Source organism: Cellulomonas terrae, from assembly GCF_007990265.1.
Lineage (GTDB): Bacteria > Actinomycetota > Actinomycetes > Actinomycetales > Cellulomonadaceae > Cellulomonas > Cellulomonas terrae.
This window is the reverse complement of the sequence record NZ_BJWH01000008.1, coordinates 20,619-45,562: the sequence shown is the minus strand read 5'-3', so window position 1 is coordinate 45,562 and position 24,944 is coordinate 20,619. Positions and strand designations below refer to the sequence as shown.

General features: G+C 73.7%; 24 protein-coding genes. 13 read left to right on the top strand and 11 right to left on the bottom strand.

Going from position 1 to position 24,944, the window contains the following annotated elements; translation table 11 throughout:
* Positions 1 to 13: 13 nt before the first annotated feature.
* From CTE05_RS09365 to CTE05_RS09340, 6 genes are read right to left on the bottom strand one after another with little or no spacing between them, the layout of a single operon-like run.
* Positions 14 to 1,447 (bottom strand): glycosyltransferase family 2 protein, encoded by a 1,434-nt coding sequence (locus tag CTE05_RS09365; RefSeq protein WP_146845863.1) that lies wholly within the window; start codon positions 1,445 to 1,447, stop codon positions 14 to 16.
* Positions 1,444 to 2,445 carry a HEAT repeat domain-containing protein gene (locus CTE05_RS09360; protein ID WP_146845862.1) on the bottom strand — a complete coding sequence of 334 codons (1,002 nt, stop codon included), beginning with the start codon at positions 2,443 to 2,445 and terminating at the stop codon, positions 1,444 to 1,446. The genes CTE05_RS09365 and CTE05_RS09360 overlap by 4 nt, the downstream gene beginning before the upstream one ends.
* A gap of 12 nt (positions 2,446 to 2,457) precedes the next feature.
* The gene (locus tag CTE05_RS09355; protein ID WP_146845861.1) at positions 2,458 to 2,853 is read right to left on the bottom strand and encodes a response regulator transcription factor; all 396 of its coding nucleotides are present in this window, start codon (positions 2,851 to 2,853) and stop codon (positions 2,458 to 2,460) included.
* Entirely contained in the window at positions 2,843 to 4,939 is a 2,097-nt protein-coding gene (locus tag CTE05_RS09350) for a sensor histidine kinase (RefSeq protein WP_146845860.1), read from the bottom strand. Before CTE05_RS09350 ends, CTE05_RS09355 begins: the two co-directional genes overlap by 11 nt.
* Before the next feature lie 49 nt (positions 4,940 to 4,988).
* Complete coding sequence (locus CTE05_RS09345) at positions 4,989 to 5,177, bottom strand: hypothetical protein (RefSeq protein ID WP_146845859.1); 189 nt, start codon at positions 5,175 to 5,177, stop codon at positions 4,989 to 4,991.
* 10 nt (positions 5,178 to 5,187) lie between these two features.
* Positions 5,188 to 7,803, bottom strand: a complete 2,616-nt coding sequence (locus CTE05_RS09340; protein WP_146845858.1) for a helix-turn-helix transcriptional regulator — start codon at positions 7,801 to 7,803, stop codon at positions 5,188 to 5,190.
* A gap of 261 nt (positions 7,804 to 8,064) precedes the next feature.
* On the opposite strand from CTE05_RS09340, the gene CTE05_RS09335 reads away from it, so the two are divergent.
* The 5 genes from CTE05_RS09335 to CTE05_RS09320 are packed head-to-tail and all read left to right on the top strand — an operon-like array spanning position 8,065 to position 11,244.
* The gene (locus CTE05_RS09335; protein ID WP_146845857.1) at positions 8,065 to 9,633 is read left to right on the top strand and encodes a phage tail sheath family protein; all 1,569 of its coding nucleotides are present in this window, start codon (positions 8,065 to 8,067) and stop codon (positions 9,631 to 9,633) included.
* Between the two features lie 31 nt (positions 9,634 to 9,664).
* Positions 9,665 to 10,144 carry a phage tail protein gene (locus CTE05_RS09330; RefSeq protein WP_146845856.1) on the top strand — a complete coding sequence of 160 codons (480 nt, stop codon included), beginning with the start codon at positions 9,665 to 9,667 and terminating at the stop codon, positions 10,142 to 10,144.
* A complete protein-coding gene (locus CTE05_RS09325) occupies positions 10,141 to 10,608 on the top strand; it encodes a hypothetical protein (protein ID WP_222595452.1) in 468 nt (155 codons plus the stop codon). Before CTE05_RS09330 ends, CTE05_RS09325 begins: the two co-directional genes overlap by 4 nt.
* A gap of 5 nt (positions 10,609 to 10,613) precedes the next feature.
* Complete coding sequence (locus CTE05_RS20235; RefSeq protein WP_186814811.1) at positions 10,614 to 10,787, top strand: DUF6760 family protein; 174 nt, start codon at positions 10,614 to 10,616, stop codon at positions 10,785 to 10,787.
* The gene (locus CTE05_RS09320) at positions 10,780 to 11,244 is read left to right on the top strand and encodes a phage tail protein (protein ID WP_246123456.1); all 465 of its coding nucleotides are present in this window, start codon (positions 10,780 to 10,782) and stop codon (positions 11,242 to 11,244) included. Before CTE05_RS20235 ends, CTE05_RS09320 begins: the two co-directional genes overlap by 8 nt.
* Positions 11,245 to 11,581: 337 nt before the next feature.
* On the opposite strand, the gene CTE05_RS20230 is transcribed toward CTE05_RS09320, so the two are convergent.
* Both CTE05_RS20230 and CTE05_RS09310 read right to left on the bottom strand, forming a co-directional pair.
* Entirely contained in the window at positions 11,582 to 13,330 is a 1,749-nt protein-coding gene (locus tag CTE05_RS20230; protein ID WP_186814810.1) for a hypothetical protein, read from the bottom strand.
* 591 nt (positions 13,331 to 13,921) lie between these two features.
* Complete coding sequence (locus CTE05_RS09310) at positions 13,922 to 14,377, bottom strand: hypothetical protein (protein ID WP_146845855.1); 456 nt, start codon at positions 14,375 to 14,377, stop codon at positions 13,922 to 13,924.
* Positions 14,378 to 14,588: 211 nt separating this feature from the next.
* Here CTE05_RS09310 and CTE05_RS09305 point away from each other — a divergent pair, with 211 nt between their 5' ends.
* From CTE05_RS09305 to CTE05_RS09270, 8 genes are all read left to right on the top strand, one after another.
* A complete protein-coding gene (locus CTE05_RS09305; RefSeq protein ID WP_146845854.1) occupies positions 14,589 to 15,158 on the top strand; it encodes a hypothetical protein in 570 nt (189 codons plus the stop codon).
* Entirely contained in the window at positions 15,158 to 15,832 is a 675-nt protein-coding gene (locus CTE05_RS09300; protein ID WP_146845853.1) for a CIS tube protein, read from the top strand. The genes CTE05_RS09305 and CTE05_RS09300 overlap by 1 nt, the downstream gene beginning before the upstream one ends.
* Positions 15,829 to 17,589 carry a phage baseplate assembly protein V gene (locus CTE05_RS09295; protein WP_146845852.1) on the top strand — a complete coding sequence of 587 codons (1,761 nt, stop codon included), beginning with the start codon at positions 15,829 to 15,831 and terminating at the stop codon, positions 17,587 to 17,589. The genes CTE05_RS09300 and CTE05_RS09295 overlap by 4 nt, the downstream gene beginning before the upstream one ends.
* Positions 17,586 to 18,008 (top strand): GPW/gp25 family protein, encoded by a 423-nt coding sequence (locus CTE05_RS09290; protein WP_146845851.1) that lies wholly within the window; start codon positions 17,586 to 17,588, stop codon positions 18,006 to 18,008. Before CTE05_RS09295 ends, CTE05_RS09290 begins: the two co-directional genes overlap by 4 nt.
* Positions 18,008 to 19,954 carry a putative baseplate assembly protein gene (locus CTE05_RS09285; RefSeq protein ID WP_146845850.1) on the top strand — a complete coding sequence of 649 codons (1,947 nt, stop codon included), beginning with the start codon at positions 18,008 to 18,010 and terminating at the stop codon, positions 19,952 to 19,954. Before CTE05_RS09290 ends, CTE05_RS09285 begins: the two co-directional genes overlap by 1 nt.
* Positions 19,951 to 20,499, top strand: coding sequence for a phage tail protein (locus CTE05_RS09280; protein ID WP_146845849.1), 549 nt, complete (start codon positions 19,951 to 19,953; stop codon positions 20,497 to 20,499). Before CTE05_RS09285 ends, CTE05_RS09280 begins: the two co-directional genes overlap by 4 nt.
* Entirely contained in the window at positions 20,496 to 20,969 is a 474-nt protein-coding gene (locus CTE05_RS20225) for a hypothetical protein (protein WP_186814809.1), read from the top strand. Before CTE05_RS09280 ends, CTE05_RS20225 begins: the two co-directional genes overlap by 4 nt.
* A 140-nt stretch (positions 20,970 to 21,109) precedes the next feature.
* Positions 21,110 to 21,982: an MBL fold metallo-hydrolase gene (locus CTE05_RS09270; RefSeq protein WP_146845848.1), complete on the top strand. Its 873-nt coding sequence runs from the start codon at positions 21,110 to 21,112 to the stop codon at positions 21,980 to 21,982.
* 58 nt (positions 21,983 to 22,040) lie between these two features.
* Here CTE05_RS09270 and CTE05_RS09265 read toward each other — a convergent pair whose 3' ends face one another.
* The 3 genes from CTE05_RS09265 to CTE05_RS09255 all read right to left on the bottom strand — a co-directional run bounded on the left by CTE05_RS09265 (position 22,041) and on the right by CTE05_RS09255 (position 24,890).
* Complete coding sequence (locus CTE05_RS09265; protein ID WP_186814808.1) at positions 22,041 to 23,267, bottom strand: cellulose binding domain-containing protein; 1,227 nt, start codon at positions 23,265 to 23,267, stop codon at positions 22,041 to 22,043.
* Between the two features lie 130 nt (positions 23,268 to 23,397).
* Positions 23,398 to 24,378: a PaaX family transcriptional regulator gene (locus CTE05_RS09260; protein ID WP_146845847.1), complete on the bottom strand. Its 981-nt coding sequence runs from the start codon at positions 24,376 to 24,378 to the stop codon at positions 23,398 to 23,400.
* Positions 24,379 to 24,428: 50 nt separating this feature from the next.
* Positions 24,429 to 24,890, bottom strand: a complete 462-nt coding sequence (locus CTE05_RS09255; RefSeq protein ID WP_222595451.1) for an ATP-binding protein — start codon at positions 24,888 to 24,890, stop codon at positions 24,429 to 24,431.
* Between the last annotated feature and the right edge of the window lie 54 nt (positions 24,891 to 24,944).

The following is a 24,944-nucleotide window of genomic DNA, read 5'->3' as shown; positions in this document are numbered from 1 at the left end:
GACGCCGCTCCACCTACGGCCGCGGGGCGGCGGTCGGCGTCGGGCGGGCGAGGCCGCGGCGCTTCTGCTCGCCCCACTCGGTCTTGCCGCGGACGATGTCGACGTACCCGAGCAGCCGCCAGGTGAGGTGGACCTGGTGGTAACCGATGCTCTCCACGACCGTGTAGGCCATGAGTCGCAGGACGTCGCGCCGGCGCTTGTACCGCCCGAAGCTGAGCTCCTCGATGGCGAGGGCGGCGGTGGACAGGACGACGCCGAGCACGACGGAGACGGCGAGCATGGACAGGAAGTAGCCGGTGGACACGACGCCGGCGGCCCAGAGGGCGGCTGTCAGCAGGAGGCCGAGGAGCGCGAAGATCGGGCTGAGGAACTCGAACACGGCGAAGTAGACGAGGACGAGCACGCCGACGATCCCGTACCTCGGGTTGCCGATCATGGTGCGGTGCCGGCGCAGGGACTCCCAGAGGCCGCGCTGCCAGCGGCGTCGCTGGCGGCCGAGGGTGGCGAAGTCCTCGGGGACCTCGGTCCAGCAGGCGGGGTCGTCGACGAAGGCGATCCGGTAGGGCTCGCCGCGTTCGCGCAGGTAGCGGTGGAGGCGCAGGGTCAGCTCGAGGTCCTCGCCGACGGTGTCGACCCACAGTCCGCCGACGGTCTGCAGGAGGGCCCGGTCGTAGATCCCGAAGGCGCCGCTGATGAGCCCGAGGGCGTTGAGGCGTCCCCAGCCGACGCGCGCGACGAGGAACGAGCGGATGTACTCGAGGGTCTGGACGACGGCGAGGCGGTTGCGGGCGAGACGCACGTCGAGGACCTGGCCGTTCTCGATCCGGCAGCCGTTCGCGACGCGCACCGTGCCGCCCGCGGCGACGAGGGACCCGGGCTGGTCCAGGAGCGGCTTGGCGATCTTCAGGAGGGCGTCCTGCTCGAGCAGGGAGTCGGCGTCGATCATGCACACGTACGGGTAGCGGGCGGCGTTGACGCCGGCGTTGAGGGCGTCCGAGCGACCGGCGTTCTCCTTGTCCAGCACGAGCAGGTCGGGGTGCGGGCGGGAGACGTACGCGGTGCGGATCCGGGCCGTCGCGATGCCCTCCCGGATCGCCTGCCGCACGGGCACGAGGTCGAACGCCTCGACGAGCGCGTCGATGGTGCCGTCCTTCGAGCCGTCGTTGATGACGACGACCTCGTGCCGCGGGTAGCGCAGCGCGAGCAGGGACCGGACGCTCTCGACGATGCCGGCCTCCTCGTTGTACGCGGGGACGAGCACCGAGATGCCGGGGGTCAGCGGGGAGGCGAACACCTCGTCGAGACCCAGGTAGTTGCGCCGCCACAGCTTCTTGCGCAGGTCGACCCACGCGAGCGCCGTCAGCGTCAGGTAGAGGAGGTCGAGCACGACGAAGTACGCGAACGACAGCACGGAGAACACGACGAAGACCGTCTCGGCGCCGCTCACAGCCGCAGCCGATCCGCGGCCTCGAGCAGGTGCGGGCCGGAGTCGGGCTCCTCGGCGGCCCGGAGCACCAGCGCGGGGTCGATCCGGGCGAGCGCCCGGGCCGCTTCGGAGGCGGGGTCGAACTCGTCGTGCCGGGCGACCTCGAGCAGCGCCGCGGTGGCGGTCCGGCCGCCGATCTGGCCCAGGGCGCGCGCGGCGGACGCCCGCACGTACGGGACGCGGTCCTGCAGGGTGGCGACGAGCTCGTCGCGCGCGGTCCCGCTGCCGAGCCGGCCGAGCGCCGCTGCGGTCGCGGCACGGACCTCCGGGGACCCGTCACGCAGACGGCTCGGCAGCGCGTCGGCGTCGTTGGCGGCCCCGAGCAGACCGATGAGCTCCGCGGCGTCCGCCCGGAAGTGCGGGTCCTCGTGCCCGAGGAGCTCCAGCAGCGACGGCACCGCCTGCGGACCGATCTCCAGCAGGGCCGCACCGGCGACCGCCCGCGGCACGCGGAGCGCGACCGACGCCGCGATCACCTGCTGGACGGCGGTCGTCGCACCGAGCCGGCCGAGGCTGCGCGTCGCCGCCGCGCGCACGTCGGCGCTGCGGTCGTCCAGGGCCCGCACCAGCTCCGGCACCGCTCGCGACGAGCCCAGGTCACCGAGCCCGAACGCGGCCTCCACCCGGGACCGCTCGCGGACGCCGTGCAGGTGCCGGAGCTCGCGGTCGACCGCCCCCGTCGACTCGAAGTACCCCGAGATCCGGTCGTCGGCCTCGCCCCGCAGCCCGCGCGAGTAGTGCACGAGCAGGTCGGCGAACACCAGGGTGTCGGGACCGGACAGCGTCGGGACCTGCGGGTCCTCACCGTCGATCAGCGCCAGCGCGGAGGGGCGCAACCGGTTCGCGGTCTCGCGGCGTCGCGCCTCCCGCCGGGTGAGCCACGTGCGGTGCTCCAGCGCCGCGAGCACGGCGACCGCACCGAGCACCGCCAGGACCGCGATGACGACGAACAGGGTCACCGGGGCACCGCCCTACCGGCGACCGAGGATCGCCTGCACCCGGGACCGGAGCTCCTGCGGGCTGAACGGCTTGCGCACGTAGTCGTCGGCCCCGGCGTCGAAGCCCTTCTGCACGTCGGCGTCCTGGACCCGGGCGGTCAGCAGGATGACGGGGATCCGGCTGGTCGCCTCGTCGGCCCGCAGCGCCCGGGTGACCTCGTAGCCGTCCAGCTTCGGCATCATCACGTCGAGCACGATCAGGTCGGGGAGCGTCTCCCGCGCGGCCTGCAGCGCCTGTGCGCCGTCGTGCGCACGCACCACCGTGTACCCGGAGCGCTCCAGCCGGAACGCGACCATCTCGAGGATGTCCTCGTCGTCGTCGGCCGCCAGGATCACGGGCTGCCGGGTCGGGCTGCCGTCACCGCTCATCGTGCTCCTTCGTCAGCTGGGGGGACCCGGGGGCGGACAGCGCCCGGACCGGGAGCTCGACGTGGAACGCCGTCCCGACGCCCTCGGTGCTGCTGACGGTGATCGTCCCGTCGTGCACCTCCACGATCGACTTCACGATGCTCAGCCCCAGGCCGGTGCCGGCGACCGCACCGACCGTGGACGTCCGGAAGAACCGCTCGAAGAGGTGGTCGACCTCGTCCTGCGGGATGCCCATGCCGGTGTCCTCCACGGTCACGTGGACGACGTCGTCCGCCCCGCGCACCTCGACCCGCACCACCCCGCCGGGCGGGGTGAACTTGACGGCGTTGGACAGCAGGTTGTCGAACATCTGCCCGAGCCTGACCGGGTCCGCCCAGACCTGCGGCACGGGTTCCGCGACGGTCAGGTCGACCGTCACCTCGCCCTGCTGCGCCCGCGCGCTGACCGTCTCGACGCTCGCCTCGGCGACCGCGGCCACGTCCACCCAGCCGAGCTCCAGCGACAGGCGCCCGGCGTCGACGCGCGCGACGAACAGGATGTCGTCGATCATCCGGTTCAGCCGGCGGCAGTTGCGGTCGATGATCTCCGCGAAGTGCCGCTGGTCCGCGGTCAGCTCGCCGGCCTCCCCCTCCAGCAGCATCTCGATGTACCCCCCGAGCGAGGTCAGCGGCGTGCGCAGCTCGTGCGAGACCGAGCTGACGAGCTGGTCCTTCATCCGGTCCAGCTCCCGCAGCTGGGCGTTCTGCACGGCCAGGCTGTCCGCGGCCTGCCTCTGCGCCTCGAGGAGCTGGTCGCGCTCCAGGGCCACGGCCAACCCTCGGGCCAGGCTGCCGAGCGCGTCGCGGACCCCCCGCCACGTCGTCCTCGCCCGGTCGGCCACCACGGAGGCGACCACCACCCCGCCGACCTCGACGGGCACGACGAACAGCTGCCGCTCGTCGAACGCGGACGGGTCCTGCTCGACGACCCGTGCGTCGCCCTCGGGGACCAGCTCGGCGGCGGCGCGGGACGCCTCGTCGAGAAGGTCCTGACGTCCGCCGCCGCGCAGCATCGCCGAGCTGAACCGGCCGAGGGTCGCCCCTCGGGCCGTCGCGGCGCGCGTCTGGCCTGCGAGGTCGATGAAGCGCGCCACCACCAGCGCCGCGATCAGGGTCAGGGCGGTGATCGTGATCCAGGCGTACCGCGCCTCCCCGAGGATCGCCTGCACCGCGAGGACCGCCACCGGGATCATGCTGACCAGGTACAGGGTCACCACCCGGGGCACGCTGTACTCCGGCGTCCTGACCTCGGCGGGCTCCGTGGTCAGCTCCGTCATCGTCGGGTGCAGCCCGGCCAGGCCCATGGTCAGCACCCCGGCGAGGAGGAGCGCGTCGGCCGTGGAGGCATCGCCCGGCGAGGTGAACAGGCTGGTCACGCTGTAGAGCAGGTCGCCGGTCAGCAGGAGGGACAGTCCCAGCGCGAGGATCTGCAGCGACGGCGTCCGCCAGTTCACGGACAGCAGGAACCGGAGCGCGAGCGCGAGCAGCAGCACGTCGGCGAGCGGGTACGCGCTGGCCACGATCGTCGCCAGCAACGAGATGCTCGGATCGTCGACGTACTGCCTGGCGATGAGCAGGAAGGCGAACATCGCGGCGGTCGTCGTGATGATGGCGGCGTCGATGAGCGCGCCCCGATCACCCTCCGGGACGCGCGCGTTGCTCGCAGCGTGCAGACCGATGGCGAACAGCGGGTAGGCGATCAGGTAGAACACGTCCGCGAGGGACGGGAAGGGCTGGCTCCCCGCCACCTCGTGCAGGCCGTACACGAAGTCTGCGACGGCGAACGACGTCAGACCGCAGGCGATCAGCAGCCACGCGGCCGGCACACGCGGTCGGTACCGTCGCACGCCGACCACGATCGCGGCCGCGGCGACGAGGCTGCCGGCGGGGTAGAGCACGAGCACCCGGAACGCGAGGAAGTCGTCCGGCACCAGCACGTAGGCCAGCCACAGGACGAGCGCACCGATCGCACCCGTCCGCCACAGGCGGAGGTCCGCCGACGTCTGCGCCGCCGCGACGGGCTGAGGTCCATCCAGGACGGTGGCCACGTTCGATCCTCCCACGGGCGTCCGGGGGCGGGTAGGCCGCCCCGTCCCGCTACCCGTAGAAGCTCTTCAGCAGCTCGAACACGACGATCGCCGGCCACACGATCGCCTTGGGGATCGCGAGGACGAAGTCCCAGAAGTTGTCCCCCGCGGAGAAGTAGTAGATCGCGGCGCCGACGAAGCCGAGACCGTAGACCGCGCCACCACCGGCCGCACCGCCGGCCGAGCTCTTCGACGTCATGCCAGTCCCCTCAGCGAAGAACCGCCGACAGCCCCTCGCGCGAGTGGACGCCGGTCTTGGCGAACACCCTAGCCAGGTGCGAGTCGACGGTGCGGACGGACAGGGTCAGGCGCGACGCGATGGCGCGGCTGGTGAGCCCGCCGGCGGCGAGCGAGGCGATCTCCTGCTCGCGGCGCGTCAGCGACACGATCGACTCCACCGGCGGCAGCCACAGGCCGCAGCGGTTGAGGTCGCGCTCGGCGATGCGCACCAGGTCGTCGTCGCCGGCGGCCTGGGCCTCGACGTGCCGGACGATCGCGGTGGCCCGCGGCCCGTCGACGAGCGGTGCCAGCTCCCGCACGCGGCGCAGGACGTCGGGGTTGACGCCGCGGGGTCGGGTGCCGGGGCGGCGGCGGTCGGCGGAGCGGTGCAGCGCTTCGAGCTCGACGCGCAGGAGCCCGCGCTCGCGGGCCCACCCGGCGAGCGCGCGGGCCTCGTCGACGGCACGCGGGTCGCGGAGCCACGCGAGGGTGTCGGCGCGCAGGAGCTGCACCTCGCCGTCGACGCCGGCCATCGCGCGGGCGGTGACGTCGGCGTGCTGGGCGAGCAGGCCGCGGGCCGTGGCGGCGTCGCCGGTGGCGGCTGCGGCGAGCGCCTCGGCCGCGAGGTTGTAGACGGCGACGCCGCCGAGGTCGGCGTGGCCCCGGCGGGCGCTGGCGGCGTGCAGGTCGGCGTGCGCCTGCATCCAGGAGCCGCGGGCGATGCCGATCAGGCCGCGGCTCACGTGGACGGCGACCCAGTCGACGGCTGCGTCGCTCTCCTGGTCGAGGGCGTCGACGACGCGCTCGGCGGTGGCGACGTCGCCGGACCAGAGCGTCGTGAGGAACGCGGCGACGGAGACCTCGCCCCGACCCCACCGGTACTGGTCGTGGTGGGCGGCGGCCAGCTGCGCGGAGCGGGCGGCCAGGTGCGCGGCGTCCGCGAACCGCCCGGACTGGGCGAGGCCCACGATGGTCGGGGCGGCGAGCGGGAGCGCGGCGCTGCCGGCGGACGGGTCGAGCAGCACGGCGAGGGCGTCGTCGAGCCGGGGACGTCCGCCGTACCCGAGGCGGGTCAGCCGGGCGCTCTCGAGCTCCTGCAGCCCCCGGGCGGCGTGCTCACCGGCGCGCTCGAAGATCCACCGGGCGGCGATGTCGAACGGGACGAGCGCCTCGTCGAGGTCGCCGTCGCGGTGGTACGCGATCCGGGCGCGCAGGGCCGTCGCCGCGACCATGAGCCGCACGGTGGGCGCGTCGGCCCGGTCGGTCCCCCAGAGGGTCTCGAAGACGTCGGTCAGGTCCCGGGAGGCCCGCCCGGCGTCGTCGAGGTGCCACCACGCGTCGGCGCGCTGCATCGCCAGCGTGGCCCGACGCGGGTCGCCGGGCGGGGTCCGGCGCAGGGCGGAGGTCAGCAGGCGGGTGGCGGTGTCGGGCTGCTGGAGCTCGAACGCGGCGTCGACGGCGGCGTCGAGCCGGGAGGGTTCGACGGCCAGGTCGCAGTCGAGCGCCAGCGCGACCGAGCGGACCAGCGCGGCGCCGGTGCGGTGCCCGGTGTTGGCCAGCCCGGCGACGCGTTCGAGCACCTCGCGGCGACGCGCCCGCGGCACCCCGGACCGGACCGCCTCGGCGTAGAGCGCGTGCGCGAGGTCGACCGTGACGTCGCCCTCCCCCGCGACGGTCAGCCGGGGCGACATCGAGACGAGACCGACCCGGGACAGCTCCTCGACGACGGGGCGCGACACGAGGTCGAGCAGGACGCTCAGCGAGACCGGGCAGACGAGCGCAGCGATCTCCAGGGCCACGCGGGCGTCCCCGCTGAGCCGGGACATGTCGTGCGCCACGACGTCCAGCAGCCGTCGACCGGGCGCCGCGCCGCCGACCCACACCCACGCCCCGCCCTGCTGCTCCAGGGCGGGCACCACCTCACCCAGGTGGAACACGTTGCCGGACGTCTCGGACCAGACGCGGCGGACCGTGTCGAGCGAGACCGGCCCGCCGAGCTCGCCGACGAGCCACTGCTGCACCTCGGCGAGCGTGAACGGCGGCACGTCGATGCGTTCGACGACGTCGTCCTTCCACAGCTCCAGCCAGGGCGACTGCGACACGGCCGACGAGCGGGCCGTCGCGACGAGCTGCACCTCGTGCTGCTGGACCATCCAGGCGAGCGCCTGGCTGCTGGCACGGTCGAGCAGGTGCGCGTCCTCGACCCGCAGGATCACCGGACCGCCGCGGGAGCGCGCGCGCAGCGAGGCGGCCAGCGCGTCGACGGCGCGCGCGAAGCTGCCCAGGGAGCTGATCGCGACGTCGCCCAGCAGCGGTTCGAGCGCCCCCAGCGGGATGCCCGCCGGGCAGGTGGCGCCGGAGACGCTGACCACCGTCGGCATCGGGGACGTCGGGGTGCCGATCCACAGGTGCGCGAGCGCGGCCGTCACGAGGTGCGTCTTGCCGACCCCGGCGTCGCCGACGACGAGGACGCTCCGGCCCGACTGGACCTCGGCGCGGACCTGCTCGGTGAGGGGTCGGACGACCAGGGTCCGACGCGCGACCGCGCTGAGGCTCTCGGCAGGAGCCGTCGACGACGTCGACGGGACGTCGGTGTCAGCCGCCACAGCCCACTCCACTCACCGATGAGCACCCGGACCCTCGCCCCCTGCCGTTGGGTGGTGGCATTGCGTGGGTCGCCTCTGAGGCTTGTTCGGTTCGCACCTTATGCGCGCTTTGCGTCCAGGTTCAAACCTCGGTAGCGATTACCGATGCCCGGCGGTGACCGGCGTTCGTACCGTGGCGATCGACACACCCGCGTCGCAGCGTCCCTCCGCAGGTCAGATGCAGGACCACCCAGGGGATGCGATCCGAGCAGAGGATGGCCAGTGCCTACTTACACCGCGCCCGGCGTCTACGTCGAAGAGATCCCCTCGACCCAGAAGGTGCTGGCGTCCGCCCCCACCGCTGTGGCCGCGTTCGTGGGGTTCACGGAGCGAGCACCGCAGGACGACCCGAACGACCCGCAGGGCCTCGCCCCGCGGCTCGTGACCAGCTGGAACCAGTTCGAGAGCCTGTACGGCGGCTTCGTCGAGGGCGCAGTGCTGCCCCTCTCCGTCTACGGCTACTTCCTGAACGGCGGAAGCCTCGCCTACATCGTCCGCGTGCCCAACGCCGAGCCGTCCGGTGAGCCCGCCCGCCTGGCGCTGCCGGCCGCGGACCGCTCGCTCGGCCTGCCCATCGCGGTGGAGTCCGTCGAGCCCGACGCGAACCTCACGGTGGTCGTCGAGACCTCCGACGTCGCCGACGACCACGACGGGCCCGCCCCGTTCAGCATCACGATCGTCGACGGCGGTGAGGCCGTGGAGAGCTACGACGACCTCACGCTCGGTGGCCCGCGCGACGCCGCGACGGTCATCAACAAGACCTCCACGCGCGTCAAGGTCGAGGTCAAGCTCGCTGACGACGTGGACCTGAAGAGCCAGCTCGAGCTGCTCAAGCCCGGCGCCTACAGCCTGGAGCAGGCAGCCGCGAAGCCGGTCCCGGTCAACGGCCGCAAGTTCGCCGGGTCCGAGTCCGCCCGCACCGGCATCGCCGGCCTCGCGATCGCCGACGACGTGACGATCGTGCTGGTCCCGGACCTGGTCACCGCCGCCACCAGGGAGGACGGCACCCTCGACCTGGGACTCTGGAAGGCCGTGCAGACGAGCCTCATCGCGCACTGCGAGCTGCACGCCAACCGGGTCGCCATCCTGGACGCCCCTCCGGGCCTGTCGCCGCAGTCCGTCAAGGAGTGGCGGACCGACACCGCGCAGTTCGACTCCGCGTTCGCGACGCTCTACTACCCGTGGATCAAGGTGGAGAACCCCACCGGCTCCAACGGCAACTCCGAGGTCCTCATCCCGCCGTCGGGCCACGTGGCCGGCGTCTGGGCGCGGACCGACGAGACGCGCGGCGTGTGGAAGGCCCCGGCCAACGACACCATCCGTGGCGTGCTCGACGTGGAGCGCTCCATCACGCAGGCGGAGCAGGGCGTGCTCAACCCGCTCGGCATCAACGCGATCCGGCCCTTCGGCCAGCGGGGCATCCGCATCTGGGGCGCCCGGACGCTCACCTCGGACACCGACTGGACGTACATCAACGTCCGCCGGCTGTTCAACATGATCGAGGCGACCATCCTCGAGGGCACCCAGTGGGCCGTCTTCGAGCCCAACGACGTGGCCCTGTGGGAAGGCGTCAAGCGCACGCTCAACGCGTACCTGCGCGGGCTGTGGTCGGCCGGTGCCCTGTTCGGCGCCAGCGCGGACCAGGCGTTCTTCGTCCGCTGCGACGAGACGACCAACCCGCCCGAGTCGATCGACGCGGGAAAGCTCGTCGTCGAGGTGGGCATCGCACCCGTCAAGCCGGCCGAGTTCGTGATCTTCCGCATCAGCCAGAACAAGCAGATCGCGTCCTGAGCGCGCCCCTCATCGATCAAGGAGTACGTAGATGCCCAACGACCTCATCGACAACGACCCGCTGATCGCCCAGAACTTCTTCCTGGAGATCGACGGCTCCGTCGTGTCGATCCTTGCCTCCGTGTCCGGCCTCGACGTCGAGATGGAGGTCGCGAGCACGCAGCAGGTGGGCAAGGACGGCAAGTCCCAGACCATCAAGACGCTGGCCGGCCGCAACAAGGCCCCCGACCTCTCGCTGGTCCGCATGGCGCCGCCGGACTCGACCCAGGACAAGATGTGGGGCTGGTTCAACGACATCATGAACAAGGGCATCCTGCTGTCGGACCGCACCAACAACCGCAAGAACGGGTCGATCGTCATGTACGACTCGACCCACGTCGAGGTCGCGCGGTTCAACTTCACCAACGGCTGGCCCAGCAAGATCTCCACCGACCAGCTGAGCGTCGACTCGAACGACCCGGTGAAGGAGACCATCACCCTCACCATCGAGTCGCTCGCGCGGGTGAAGTGAGCCTCAAGACCCGCTACGAGTTCACGCTCCCCCGGGGGTACGTGGACCGCAACGGCGGACTCCACCGGGACGGTGTCATGCGCCTGGCGACGGCGCGCGACGAGCTGGAACCCCTGCGCGACCCCACGATCAGCGGCCCGGACGACCCCCGGCTCACGATCGTGGTGCTCGCGCGGGTGGTGGAGACCCTGGGGTCGCTCGACCTGGTCACCCCGCACGAGATCGAGGGTCTCTTCGCGGCCGACCTGGCGTACCTGCAGGACTTCTACGGCGTCATCAACTTCGGGTCGCAGGAGGAGTTCGACGAGTTCGTCGCCGCACAGCAGGGGGCAGGGCCGCTGCCTGGGTCGGAGCCACCGGTTCCGGCGCCGACCCAGGCGGAGGCTCCCGACGAGGTCCCGACCCCGGTGCTCAGCCGACCCGGCCGGGCGTCGATCGAGGAGATCCGGACCGAGGCGCGGTAGGACCCATGCTGCGCTACCCCACCGAGGCGCTCTGGCAGGAGATCGCGTTCCTCGCGTACCACCTGCACTGGCCCATGGACGAGCTGCTCGACCTCGAGCACCTCGACCGCGTCCGCATGGTGCGTGCCGTGTCGGCCATGAACGCCCGAGCGTGGGAGGCGGTGAGGGAGAGTGCCTGAGGAGCCGTTGGGGGGAGACCTCCCCGTCGCCGCCAACTTCGTGTTCGAGGTGGACGGCGTCGAGATCGGCGCGTTCAAGGAGATCACCGGGCTGCAGATGACCGTGACCACCCACGAGTACGTCGAGGGCGGCCAGAACCAGTACGTGCAGCAGTTCCCCGGGGTCATCCGCTGGCCGCACCTGGTGTTCAAGCGCGGCCTGGTGAACTCCGACGCCCTGTTCACCTGGGTGGGCAAGTCCTCCGGCGAGGGCTTCGCCGGCAACCAGAACAAGGTCACGCGCTCCACCGGTGCCGTGACCGTCCTCGGCAACAACGGGGAGCGGCTGCGCTCCTGGGAGTTCGAGGGCGTGTTCGCCGTCGCGTGGAGCGGGCCGACGCTCAGCGCCGACATCGCCGACTCCCTCACCGAGACGCTCGAGGTCGCGCACAACGGCTTCCGGGCGACGACGCTGTGAGCGCGGGCGTGCCGTACGCCGACGACCCGCGCACCCGGCTCGGTCGGGCCATCGGGGTGCGGCTGCGGCGGCCCGGCCCCGTGCTCGGGCACGCGCGCCCGTCACCCATCGGGTCGCTCGCGACGTCCTCCGCGCGGTTCTCCGCGGGGTGGGGGCGCTCCGTGGCGGTCCGCCGGTCGCTCCTCGGGCCCGCCGCGTCGGTGTCGGTCGGGTCGGGACCGGCCAACGTCGCACCGCCGCGGTGGTGGTCCGACGTGTCGGTCCTGCGGTCGGCTGCTGTCGAGCCCTCCCCCCGTGGCCTCCCGCGCATGCTCGCGCGGGTGCCCGACCAGGCCAGCTACCGTCCCGGGGGCAGCACCACGCGCCTGGCGCCGACGACCATCCCCGTGCGCGTCTCCGACGACGTGCGGGCCGCCGGGAAGATGACGATGAAATCCGACGCCCGCGTCATGCGCACGCCCGCGCCGCGCGCCGGACCACCCGCCCGCCCGGGGAACGACGGGGGGCCCGGACGAGCGTCGTCCGCCGTGACAGGTGACCGGGCTCCCTCCGCTGCGACGCTCCCGACCACCCCCGCCGCTCGGCCCGCACCCTCCGGACGGCTGCTGCGCCGCCGCGCCCTCGCGACCGCGACGGCCGACTCCCGGCGCGCAGCCGCGTCCGCGCGGCCGACGGCGGGGGCTGCCGCGCGCGCACGCCCGGCGGCGACACCCGCCACCACCGACGCGATCCGACGGTCGCCCGCCGGGGCCCCCCCGGCTGGCCCCGTCACCGGCGCGGCGGCTCCCCCGAGCGGCGCGCCTGTGCCAGCCGGCTCGCCCACGGTCGAGCTTCGGCGGTCGCCCCACGACACGACCACGCCCGCACCCGGCGCGCGCGGCCCGTCCGACGGCCCCGCGATGCCGAACCCGCCGGCCACGCCGGCCCGCGCGACCGGCACCGGCGACGCCGCGATCGCGACGAGCGCACCACTCACGCCCGGCGCCGCGAGCGCGTCCGCCGCGTCGGGCTCGCCCAGCGCCCCTGCATCGCACGGCACGGGCACGACCGCGACGCCCCTCGGCGCGACCACGTCGTCCGCCGCCACCTCCGGCGCGACCACGTCGTCCGCCGCCGCCTCCGGCGCGACCGCCGCGACCTCCGCCTCTGACTCGGCCGGTCCGTCGGCTGCCGCAGGTACCGGCGCACTCGGCCCGGGGCTCGACGCCGCGGACCTCCGACGGTCGGCTGCCGGGGGCAACGCCACATCCGGCCCCACGGTCGACGCCGCGGACCTCCGACAGTCCGCTGCCGGAGGCGACGCTGCATCCAGCCGGGACGTCGGCGCGACGGACCTCCGACGGTCCGCTGCCGGAGGCGACGCCGGTGACGCGTCGAGCGGGCCGACGACGGTCGACGACGGTGCGGCCGCGGCTCCGATGGCGCTGTTCGCCGGGCCTCCCGTCGGAGCGTCGACCGACCAGCCGCTGCCCTCCTCGGCCCACCAGCCGCTGGCGAGCGCGGTGCGGCGCACGCTGTCGCGACGGATGTTCCGGCCGCACGGCACCCTCTCCGACCCGACCGTGCGCGTCCGTCGCTCGGTCGCACCGACCTCGGCGGCCGCCGCGGCCGTCGCAGCGGACTCGTCCGCGTCCACCGCGACGGCCGGTGCCCCGTCCTCCACGGCGGTCGCAGCCGGTCGTGCAGCCGACGCGTCGGCGGTCCGTCGTGTCCCGTCGGCCCCCGCGTCGCCGGCTCCGTCGTCGTCGAACGGCACCCTGTCGCGCACCGCCGGGGCAGGCATCGCGCCGGTGGGCACCTCGTCGCCCACCGCGCCCGCCCCGTCACCGTCCCCGGCGCGGGACACAGTCGCCGGCCCCACGACCACCCGGCCTGCCGCTCCGGGGGCGTCGGGCACCGGGGGCGCCCCTGGCACGCGCGGGTCGTCACCGACCTCGCCGGCGGCCGGGGCGTCGGGTGGCGCGTCGCCCAGCACGTCGGCATCGGGGGCGCCGACGTCGGGCGGCGCGCCACCCACGACGTCGGCGTCGGGGGCATCGGGGACGCTGGCGCCCGCCCCGTCCGCGCCGGCCGCGGGCGTCCGCACCCCGCCGGGCACACCGGCTGGAGCCGGGGCGCCGCCCGCCGTGCCGACCGGGGGAAGGCACGCCGGGTCCACTGCGGCAGCGCCTTCCTGGTCGGTCGCGGAACCACCCGCCCCGTCGCCCACGCGAGCGCCCGCCGGACCCGCCGCGGGAACACCCGCCGGAACGCCCGTCGCGTCCTCCTCGGCCGCGAGCCTCGGGACCGGCGCGTCCTCCGTACGGCGACGCACCCGCACCCCGGCGGTGGGCCGCTGGTCGGCCGACGGCCTCGGGAGCGCGCCTGCCGAGGAGGGGCGACTGCCGGGCACCGGTCACCGGCGGGCGGGTCATCGCCAGACGCGTCCGTCGGGGTTCGGCCTGGGCATCGAAGGGGTCGACGTCCGCCGGTGGGTCGGGCCAGCCGGGCCGGGGGGATCGTCGGCGCCGGTTCGTGACCACCGCGGCGGCTTCGCACCGCCGACCGGAGCCGCGGCGTACGCCTCGGCGAACCGGACGACACCGAGCGTGGGAGGCGCGGCCGGTGGACGGAGCTCGGCCACCACGTCGGCGCCCGGTGCGGGGACCCTCGCGGGCGCGGCGGGCACGGGCCCGCGTCATCCGGCGAGCACCGGCCCCGGGAACGCTGCGACCGCTGTAGGCACCGGCCCGCGGAACCCGGCGAACCCGGCAGGCACCGGCGCGCAGTACGCGGCGAGCCCGGTCGGCACCGGCCCGCTGAGCCGTGCCTCCGCCTCGGTGGGGAGCCCTGCGAGCGGGCTCGCAGGAGGCGAGCAGCAGCGCCTGCTGGCGGGGCCGGGCCACGCGCTGCGGCTCATGTCTCCGACCGTCGTCGCCGCTGCGGGTGGGGCGTCGGCGGCTGGGGCGTCGATCCTCTCGGCGGCGTCGCCGGTCCGCCGCCGAGCGGGGTCGCCGTCGGCCCGGACACGGAGCACCTCCGCCGGGCCCTCCAGCGACGGCTCGGCGGTCTCGGCCGGGAGCACCTCGGGCGGGGCACCCGGGACGAGGGCGGCCTCCGGCGCGACACCCGCGACCGTCGGGAGACCGAGCAACGGGATGGCGACGATCGGGACCGGCGCACCGACCGTCGGGACATCGAACAGCGGGAGGGCGACGGGCGGGACCGCCGCCGCGACGACCGCTGGCGCCCCGGTTCACGCACCGACAGGCACGTCGTTCGCCTCGGCGGCGACCGGCGCGCGGGGCGGCGCAGGGGGCCGCCCGGCCGACTCCGGTCCGTCCTGGCGTGCAGGTGCTCCGGCAGTGGGCGGCGCCGGCTCGCTCGCGGTCGTCGGAGCTCGGGCGGTCGGGCCGGCGGTGCGCCGGTCGACAGGCCTCGCGGGGACGACACCGTGGTCCCCGGTCGGCCCGCCGCGGTCCTCGGGTCGGGACGCCGGGCCCCCGGTGCCGGCGAGCGGGACGAACCCTCCGCAGCTGCCGTCGTCGTGGAACGTCCTGCCGCCGCGCACGGTCGTGCGCCGCGCGGTCGCGGACGTGCCGACGTCGGCCACGGCGGAGGCGCTCGCGACCCGCACCGCCCCCGCAGCACCCATGACCTTCGGCGCTCCTGCCGGCTCGCCGCACGTCGTGCGGCGCTTCCACCACGAGGGGGAACCGGACATGAGCATCGACGACGCCTGGCGTGCGAGCTTCGCCGAGTTCGACAACTCCGGCGTCGACAAGGGCGTCGAGGGTCTGTACACGCCCTCGGGGTCGGGGTACGCGTCGTACGGCGACCCGGAGTTCCGGGAGGCGGTCCTGCGGATCGTCGAGGAGCGGCTCGAGGAAGAGACCGACCGCCGGGCGTGGCGTCGCGGGTCGGAGGTGTTCTGATGCCGGCCGCCCAGACCCCGCCGTCGAGCCAGAAGGCATTCCTCGAGACCGAGGACGGCACCACGGTCCCGTGCCTGTTCAACCCGGCGCAGCTGAAGATCACGCGCAGCAACACGTGGGCGGGTGCGGCACTGCCGGGGCGTGGCGTGACGCGGTTGCGGTACACGGGTGCGAACTCGGGGGTGCTGCGGGTGGACCTGTTCTTCGACACCACGGACACGGGCACGGACGTCAGCGCGCACACGGGCACGATCGTCGACCTCATGGAGGTGGACCCGACCCTGCCGGGCACGGACGAGACCAAGCACAGCGTCCGTCCGCCGTACGTGACGTTCCACTGGGGGGACCTGCACTCGTTCAAGGCGGTCATCGAGCACCTCGACCTGACGTTCACGTACTTCTCCAGCACGGGGATGCCGCTGCGCGCGACGATGGGGCTGGTGCTGCGGCAGTACGAGGAGTCGCAGGCGTTCGGCAGGCAGAACCCGACGTCGGGGACGCCACGACCGCACCGGGTGCACCGCGTGCAGGCGGGCGAGACCCTCGACCGGATCTCCGCGCAGTACTACGGCGACGCGACCAGGTGGCGGCTGCTCGCGTCGGCGAACGCGATCGCCGACCCGCTGGCGCTGCGGCCCGGGTCGATGCTGACGATCCCGAAGCTGGACTCATGACGAGTCCCCTGGTCGATGTCGGGGCGGTGAACCTCAAGGTCACCGTCGACGGTGTCGAGCTTCCCGACGACTACCAGCTCCTGCAGGTCCGGGTGCAGCTGGGGCTGCGGGCGGTCGGGCGGTGCACGCTCGTGTTCGTCGACGAGAACTACGCGGTCGTGGGGTCGGGGAAGCTCAACATCGGGAAGGCGGTGTCGGTCGCCGCCGGGTACGACGACCTCCTGGGCACCGTCTTCGAGGGGACCGTCACCTCGGTCGCCAGCGAGGTGGACGCATACCGCGGCGCCACCCTGACGGTGACCGTCCAAGACCTCGGGTACGAGCTGCTGCGGGACACGAACATCGAGTCGTTCACCAACATCTCCTACAAGGACATCGTGTCCCGCCTGGTCCAGGAGGTCGGCCTCTCGATCGGCACGATCGACCTGCCGACCGCCCCGGTGAAGTACGCGCTGCGGAACGACACCGCCCTGGGCCTCATCGACGAGATCGCGCAGCGCACCGGCCGCGACTGGTGCATCTCGGGGCGGACGTTCTCGATGTGGTCGGCGGTCACCGGCAGCGCACCCGGTGCCCGGCCGGTCTCGATCACGGTGGGCAAGGACATCATCGCGTTCAGCGCGCGGCAGGTGGGCGACGGCGACACGAAGGTCACGGTGCGCGGCTGGGACCCCGTCGCGCAGTCCGCGGTGGTGGGCACGTCGACCACGCCCACCTCGCGCGCGGGCTTCGACGTGAGCTCCGCCGGGGCTCCGAAGTACACGCGCGTCGACGCCCGCGCCGCCACGCGCTCGCAGAGCGACGCGACCACGGCCGCCGTGGCGATCGCCGCCCGGACCGGCCGCGTCGTGGCCACCGGCAAGGTGCAGTACACGGCGCTGATGGTCCCCGGCGGACGCGTGACCGTGGGCGGGGCCGGGCCGTCGAACGGCAACTACTACGTCCGGGAGGTCACCAGCACCTGGATGGACGGCACCGCGATCACGCGGTTCGTCGCGGGCGACCGGGACCCCGTGCAGCTCTCGGACCCGTGGGAGACCACCGCGCCGGTGTCGAGCTTCCGGCGCACCGGGCTCGCCGTCGGGATCGTCGACAACGTCAAGGACCCCGACGGGATGGGGCGGGTCAGCGTCTCGTTGGCGACCGCGTCGGACGCCGCCACGACCACGTGGGCGCGCGTGCTGGGGCTCGGCGCCGGGGCGGGGCGCGGTCAGGTGGTGCTGCCGGAGGTCGGCGACGAGGTGCTCATCGGCTTCGAGGACGACGACGTGACGCGCCCCGTGGTGCTGGGCGGCCTGTACGGGAGCAAGTCGACGACGCCGACGGCGGCGGTGGACCAGAACGGTGCGGTCGTGACGCGCGCGCTGACCAGCCGGCTCGGGCACGTCCTGGAGATGAGCGACGGCACCGCCCCCGCGACGCAGCACGTGGTGCTCGCCGCGGCCGGGCTCAAGCACAGCCTGCGGATCGGCAAGGACCGGGCGGACCTCAAGGTGCCCGACGGGACCCCGCTGAAGATCACGGCCGGCTCGTCGTTCATCGAGTTCGACGGCAGGGGCGGCATCACCATCGACGCGACGACCGTGACCATCAAGGCGAAGACGAAGGTCGAGACGTCCGCGGTGGACATCGACACCAAGGCGACCGGGGCGCTGAAGCTGCAGGGCACGCAGGCGTCCCTCAAGGGCACCGGCATGGGCGTCGTCGAGGCGGGCGGCATCCTCGAGGTCAAGGGAGCGATGGTGAAGATCAATTGAGCGAGCTCTCCACCACGCCGACGTCGGACTTCGTCGGCCGCGGCTTCACCTGGCCGCTCGGGGTCGACCACACGGGGGCCATCGCGCTGACCCGGCCGGGCGGCGACCTGGAGGACTCCATCCGCGTCGTCCTGCTGACCGCGCCGGGCGAGCGGCTCATGCGCCCGCAGTTCGGCTGCCGCATCTGGGACCTGATGTTCGAGCCCGTCAACGCCAACCTGCTGGGGCTCATCAGCGAGGCGGTCCGCGACGCGCTCGCGCAGTGGGAGCCCCGGATCGAGGTGCAGGACGTGACGCCGGAGCAGGACCCGGAGTCCTCGGGCGTCGTCCAGATCCGCATCGCCTACCGCGTCCGCGCCACCAACGACCGGCGCAACCTGGTCTACCCCTTCTACGTGATCCCCCGCGAGGACGCCTGATGCCGCTCGAGCCCCCGAACCTCGACGACCGCACGTTCCAGGACATCGTCGACGAGACCAAGCGCCTGATCCCGCGCTTCACCCCGGAGTGGACCAACCACAACGTGTCCGACCCGGGGGTGGCGCTCATCGAGCTGTTCGCGTGGATGAGCGAGATGGTGCTCTACCGCGTGAACCAGGTGCCGGACCGCATGTACGTGCACTTCCTCAACCTCGTGGGCATCGAGCCGTTCCCGCCGAGCGTCGCGCGCGCGAACCTCACGTTCTGGCTGTCGTCCCCGGCCGACCGGGTGGTCCGCATCCCGGAGGGCACCGAGGTGTCGACGGCCCTCGACGACGCCGACGCGACCGTGTTCTCCACCGCGGGCGAGGCCGTCGTGAGCCCGCCGACGCTCACCACCGCGCACACGTCGAACGCGGCGCACCTCGCGTCGACCGACGTCTGGGACGACCTGACGCTGCCGGGCCAGTCGGCGGTCTGCTTCCCGTCCTCCCCGCTGGCCGAGGGCGACGCCCTGTACCTGGGCACGAAGGAGTCGCTCGCCGGGTTCGCGGTGCGGCTCGACCTGGCCGCCGACGCCCAGGGCATCGGCGTCGACCCTCGCAACCCGCCGCTGGCGTGGGAGGCGTGGAACGGGGAGGCGTGGGTGCGCACCCTCGTGGAGTCCGACGGCACGGGCGGGCTGAACAAGGCCGGCTCCGTGGTCCTCCTCGTCCCGCAGAAGCACGAGCCGCTGGTGCTCGGCGGCACGCTCGCGCACTGGCTGCGGGTCCGCCTGCTGCGGCCGCAGCCGGGCCAGCCGACGTACCAGGCGTCGCCGCGGATCGCGTCGATCGCGCTGCAGGCCATCGGCATCACCGTGCCCGCGGAGCACGCGAGCGCGCAGCCCGCCGAGCTGCTCGGGCGGTCCACAGGGGTCACCGGCCAGTCGTTCCACGTCTCGACGACGCCGGTCGCGGCGCGACGCGACGACGAGCACGTCGTGGTCGTCGACCGCCGGGGCACGCACGACTGGCAGGAGGTGCCGGACTTCGCCGCGTCCGGGCCGGACGACCTGCACGTCGTGTGGGACTCGAACACGGGCGAGGTGCAGTTCGGCCCCGCGATCCGGCACCCCGACGGGGTGGTCCGCCAGCACGGCGCGATCCCGCAGGACGGCGCCGAGATCCGCGTCACCGGCTACCGCTCGGGCGGCGGCGCGCACGGCAACCTGGGCACCCGGACGCTCACCGCGCTGCGCACCGCGCTGCCGTTCGTCGCGTCGGTGACCAACCTGGAGCCCGCGACGGGCGGGGTCGACGCCGAGACGCCGCAGGAGGCCAAGGCGCGCGGACCGCTGACGCTGCGGACCGGGCAGCGGGCCGTGACCGCGTCGGACTTCGAGGCGATCGCCTGCCAGGCGTCCGTCGAGGTCGCCCGGGCGCGCTGTCTGCCCGCGGCGGAGAGCGGCTCGTCGGTGGTCCGGGTGCTCGTCGTGCCCCAGGTGCGCACCGACCCACGCCTGCACAGGCTCGACGACTTCGCGCTGTCCGCACAGCTGCACGCGGTCGTCGGGAAGGCCCTCGACGTGCGGCGGATGGTCGGAGTCCCGATCGAGCTGGGCACCCCGTACTACCAGGGCGTCAGCGTGGCCGCACTCGTCCGCTCGCTGCCCGGACGGCCGGCCGCGATGGTCCGGCAGCGCATCGTCGACGCGCTCACCCGCTTCGTGCACCCGCTCACCGGCGGCTCGGACCGGACCGGCTGGCCGTTCGACACCACCCTGACCGCGACCGCCGTCACGCAGGTGATCGAGGCCGTCGAGGGCGTGCTGGCCGTCGATGAGCTCCAGCTGTTCGAGTACGACCTGCGCACCGGACGCCGCATCGGCGGCGGTCGCGAGTCGATCGTCCTCGAGCCGCACACGCTCTTCCTGTCCGCCGAGCACCGGGTGGTCGTGCGATGAGCCGCGACCAGGACTGGCTGCTGCGCCAGCTCCCGCTCGGGATGGTGTCCGAGGACTTCTTCGTGCGCTTCGTGTCCATCTTCCAGGAGCAGGCCGGCACGCTCGTCGCGCACGCCGACAACCTCGCCCACCTCGCGGACATGAAGCTGACGCCGCCGGAGATGGTCCGCTGGATGGCGCAGTGGCTGGGGCTGCCGGGGATCGACCCCGAGTACAGCGAGGCCGTGCAGCGGCGGATCCTGGCGACCGCCGCCGCGACCCTCCAGCTGCGCGGCACCACCGCCGGCCTCACGCGGCTGCTCGAGCTCTACTCGGGCGGTCCCGTGATCGTGTCCGAGGGGGGCGGGATCTTCGAGCAGGGCGAGGCCCCCGTCGGCCCCGCCTGGGTGGTCATGGAGGTCCCGTCGACCGGGCTCCTGGAGGAGGCGGACTTCCTGTCGCTCGTGCTCGACGAGGTGCCCGCGCACGTGCACGCGGAGATCTGGGTGGCGCAGCGGCGCATCTGGCCGACGCCCGAACGGCTGGCCGAGAGGGAGGCCTCATGACGGACCTGGACCAGCGGACCGACGGGACGGTCGTCATCCCCTGCCCGGAGTGCGGCACCCCGTCGCCCGTCCACACCGACCAGCGCCTGGCCACCGACTTCTGCCCGACCTGCGACTACCCGCTGTTCTGGGCCCGTCCGTCGGTCGCGCCGCCGGGGGTCGAGGGCCGTTCCGACGACGCCCTGCGCCGCTCGCCCGGCGCCTCCGGGACGGCCACGCCCGCCACGCTGGCCTGCCCGGTGTGCGCCGAGCTGAACGTGCCGAACGCCGCGGTGTGCGTCCGGTGCGGAGCAGACATGAACCCACCTCCACCACCTCCGCCTGACCCGCCGCCTGCGCCGCAGCCGGTCATCATCGTGCAGCCCCCGCCGCCGCCCGAGCCGTGCGGGCACCCGCGCACGTGGGTCGTGGTGCTGGTGACGGCGCTGGTCGTCATCCCGCTGACGCTGCTGGTGGTCTGGCTCGTCTGACGTGGCGCCGCCCGACGTGCGGGATCACGGCCGCGGCAGACTGGCGACGTGACGGGTTCGGTGCTGGACCGACCCACGACCGAGGAGGTTGTGATGCGCGGCGTGACGTCATGGGGAGAAGCGCTGCACCAGGCACGCGGGTGCTGACGCGGGTCGCGGAGGGCATCCTGGTTCACCAGAGCGAGCTCCTCCAGAACAACACGACGGTCGTGCAGGGCCGTTCGGGCGTCCTGCTCGTCGACCCCGGGATCACCGGCGCCGAGATGGAGTGCCTCGCCGAAGACCTGCGCGCACTCGGCCTGCCCGTCGTCGCCGGCTTCGCGACGCATCCCGACTGGGACCACGTGTTGTGGCACGCGGCGTTCGGCGAGCCGCCCCGCTTCGGCACCGTCGGCTGCGCGAGCGCCATGCGTGAGCTGCGGTCGCAGCCGGACTGGAAGGCCCAGGCCGCCGAGGGACTTCCGCCGGAGCTCGCCGGACAGATTCCCCTCGACCGGTTCGGCGACATCACCGGCCTGCCCGCTGGGACCTCGACGTTTCCCTGGGACGGTCCTGCCGTCCGGGTCATCGAGCACCCGGCGCACTCCGCGGGCCACGCCGCACTCCTCGTCGGTGACCGCGGGGTGCTCGTCGCCGGCGACATGCTCTCCGACGTCCTGATCCCGATGCTCGACGACTTCACCGGCACCGACGACCCCGTCGAGGGATATCTCGAGGGTCTGCGGATCCTCGAGGCCGTGGCTGACGGCATCGACGTCCTCGTCCCCGGTCACGGGTCCGTCGCCGGGGGTGACCAGATCGCCGCCCGGATCGGACAGGACCGCGCGTACCTGTATGCCCTGCGCGACGGCAACGCTCCCGACGACCCGCGCCTCGGCGACTCGGCTCAGCCGGGCTGGGAGTGGGTCAGCGGGATCCACACGTGGCAGGCCCAGCTCGTCGCCGAGCGGACCGGACGCGCCGTGAACGAGGTACGGCGAGGAACGGCGACCACACGAGCGGACCAGTCCTAGGGCCCGAGGGTGCGGCGGACCGGGCTGGTCCGCCGCACCCGCGGTGGTGCCGATCGGGTCAGGCGGCGTCGCAGGTCACTGTGGCGCCCGCCCCTGTACCGGTGCCCTGGAACCCGAACGACGTGCTCTGGCCGGCCGCGAGCCTGCCGTTCCAGGCCGCGTTGGCGACGCTGACCGACCCTGAGCTCCCCGTGAGGACCCCGTTCCACGACTGGGTGGCCGTCGCGCCGCTCGGCAGCGTCAGCCGCACGGTCCACCCGGTGACTGCGGAGCGCGCGGTCACCGAGACGTTCGCGACGAAGCCGCCGGGCCACTGGTCGGACACCGTGTAGGACGCGCTGCACCCGGAAGTGCCCTGCGTCGGGGTGGGTGTGGGGGTCGGGGTGGGGGTGGGTGTGGGGGTCGGGGTGGGTGTGGGGGTCGGGGTAGGCGTCGGGGTCGGGTCGACGCCCAGCGTGAGGTTCTTCTGCTGGGCCGTCCACCCGTTGCCGCACAGCCCGCAGCCCTGCCCGACGAACGCGCGTCCCGCCGTGGTGTCGCCCTTGAGCTGCCACCGGAACCACAGCTGCGCCGCCCGGCCGAACTCGCCGCCGTTCGTCTGGTGGTAGGTGCCGCCGTGCCCGACGTTGAGGTTGCCCATGAACGCCGGCAGACCCGACGGGAGCTTGCCCCAGTCGTCGATGGCGTTCGGGTACGCGATGTCGCTCGGACCGCCGATGATGTAGACGATCGGGTGGTCGAGCCGCCGCAGCTGGTAGTCGTCGGCGTCGTTGAGCAGACCGCTGCTGAAGATGCCGGTCGTGGTCACCCGCGGGTCGCCCGAGACCGCGTAGGCCTCGATCCCGCCGCACGAGAAGCCGGCGACGCCGATCTCGGTCGTGTCGAGTCGGTTGTACAGCGCGCTGCCCGAGCGGGAGTTCTCCGCGATCGCCCAGTCGATCGACTGGGTGAGCCAGGACGAGCTCGAGCTGCCACCGCCGCCGGGGTTGCCGTTCGAGATCACGAGGAAGCCGTGGGAGGCGATCTCCTTGAGGAAGTTCTGGGCGGAGGTGCCGTCCGCCGAGCAGGCGCCGTTGCTCCAGACGACGATCGGCATCCGCTGCGACGGCAGCGTCGACGGGCGGTAGATGGTGTGGTTCGGCAGGCTGCCGGCGGTCGAGTAGTCGGCCGGGTACGGACCCGAGCCGCCCGGCGCAGCGGCGGCCGGCAGGAGCGCCGACGAGCCGAGCACGGCGGCGGCCGCCAGGGTCGCGGTCAGTGCGGCACGGGTGAGCAGTCGTCTCATGGGAATCCTCCGAGGTGGCGCGATGCTCGTCGGTGCGCCGACGGAGGCCGTGGACGCCGGCGTCCGGCCCGCCGGGGCTGCACCGGTCGAGCGTCTGTGCAGCAACCGTTGCGGCAGTGACGAAATATGTCTAGACGATCCGGGCCGACGACCCGGGGCTAAACGATTCCGGACCGCCGCCCGCGCGCCGGGGCGACGCGGCCGGGTCGTCGGACGCGACGAAGTGCGTCACCCACGACGCGGCATCGGGCCACGTCGGCACCATGACCTGGACGAGCCGCTCCTGCGCCAGCGGCCCGAGCGCCGTGTGGATCTCGAGGAACAGGTCACGCGCCTCCTGCCGGGGCCACGGGTCGGGCAGCAGGTGCGCGGGAAGATCGGGGTCCTCGAGCGCGAACCTCCGCCAGGCGTCCATGAGCGTCGTGCGCGCGACCAGCGCCTGCGCGGCACCGACCTGCCCCGCGCGCGTCGCCGCTCGCAGCGCGGTGTGGTCGTCGACGAAGCGCCGGTACGAGGAGGCCAGCCCCGTCAGGTCGTAGGCAGCCGCAGGGCCGTGCGGGCCCGTCTCCTCGTCGAACCGCACGTGCAGCACGGACCAGCGCGCACCCGGCACGGGTGCCAGGACCTCGTCCAGCATGCTGCGCGCCGGCTGCGGGTCGCGGTCCGGGCTGATCCACGTGCTGTCGTACAGCCGGACGAAACCCAGCTCGCCCAGGCGCTTGCGGACCGCGTGCCGCTGCGCGTGCCCGGACTCCGGCAGCGAGTACGCGACCGCGAGCCAGGTCCCGTCCCCCGGCCGCGCGGCGGCCCCGAACGCGAGGAAGCGGTGCATCGTCGACCGGTGCCGCGCGATCGTCTGCGGCGTGAGGCTGTAGACCGGCGGCCGGGTGCGGCCCCGCGTCGCGACGATGCCCCGCCGCGTGAGCCGCGACAGCGCCGCCCTCGCGCTCGCCGCGCTGATGCCGAATTCGGCGAGCACGGCGACCACGGTCGTCGCGGGCAGCTCGGCGTCGGAGGAGTCGAGGTACTCCCCCAGCAACGTCGCGAGCAGGTGCTGCGGGTTGGGTCCGGACTGCACGCGCGGCGCGTCGACGTCACCCTGGGCCTCCACGCCGACAACCTAGCTCGCGGCGGACCTGCGGCTGGGAGCCGCAACGAGCCTCAGCCCACCGCCGGCTCGACGTTCTCGAAGATCGCCCACACGGTCTTGTCCGTCGAGGTGGCGTACCACCCCACCTCGACCGACAGCTGGCGTGCCATGTGCAGACCGAGGCCCCCGGCGCCCCGGACACGCTTGCCCGCGTACACCGGGGCGACATCGGGGTCGTGGTCGGTCACCTCGAGCAGGAAGCTCTCGCCGTCGCGCAGGAGCCGCGCGATGGTGGGTGGCCGACCGTGGCGCAACGCGTTCGTCGCCAGCTCGGACGCGATCAGCACCAGCTTGCTCGGCACGTCACCCATCGGCCCGACCGGGAACCCGAGCCCCTCGAGCGACCGCGTGAGGTCTGCCCGGAACGCGGTCAGCTGCTCGACTGACTCCAGCCGCCACTCCTCCACCCGGTCGTAGTGCGCCGGCGGGCGCGAAGTCGCCAGTCCGTCGTCGTGGGTCGGGATCTCGATCACCGTGTCGCGCTCTCCCCTCGGCGGCTCCGCCCTCTGGCGGAGCGCCCAGTCTCG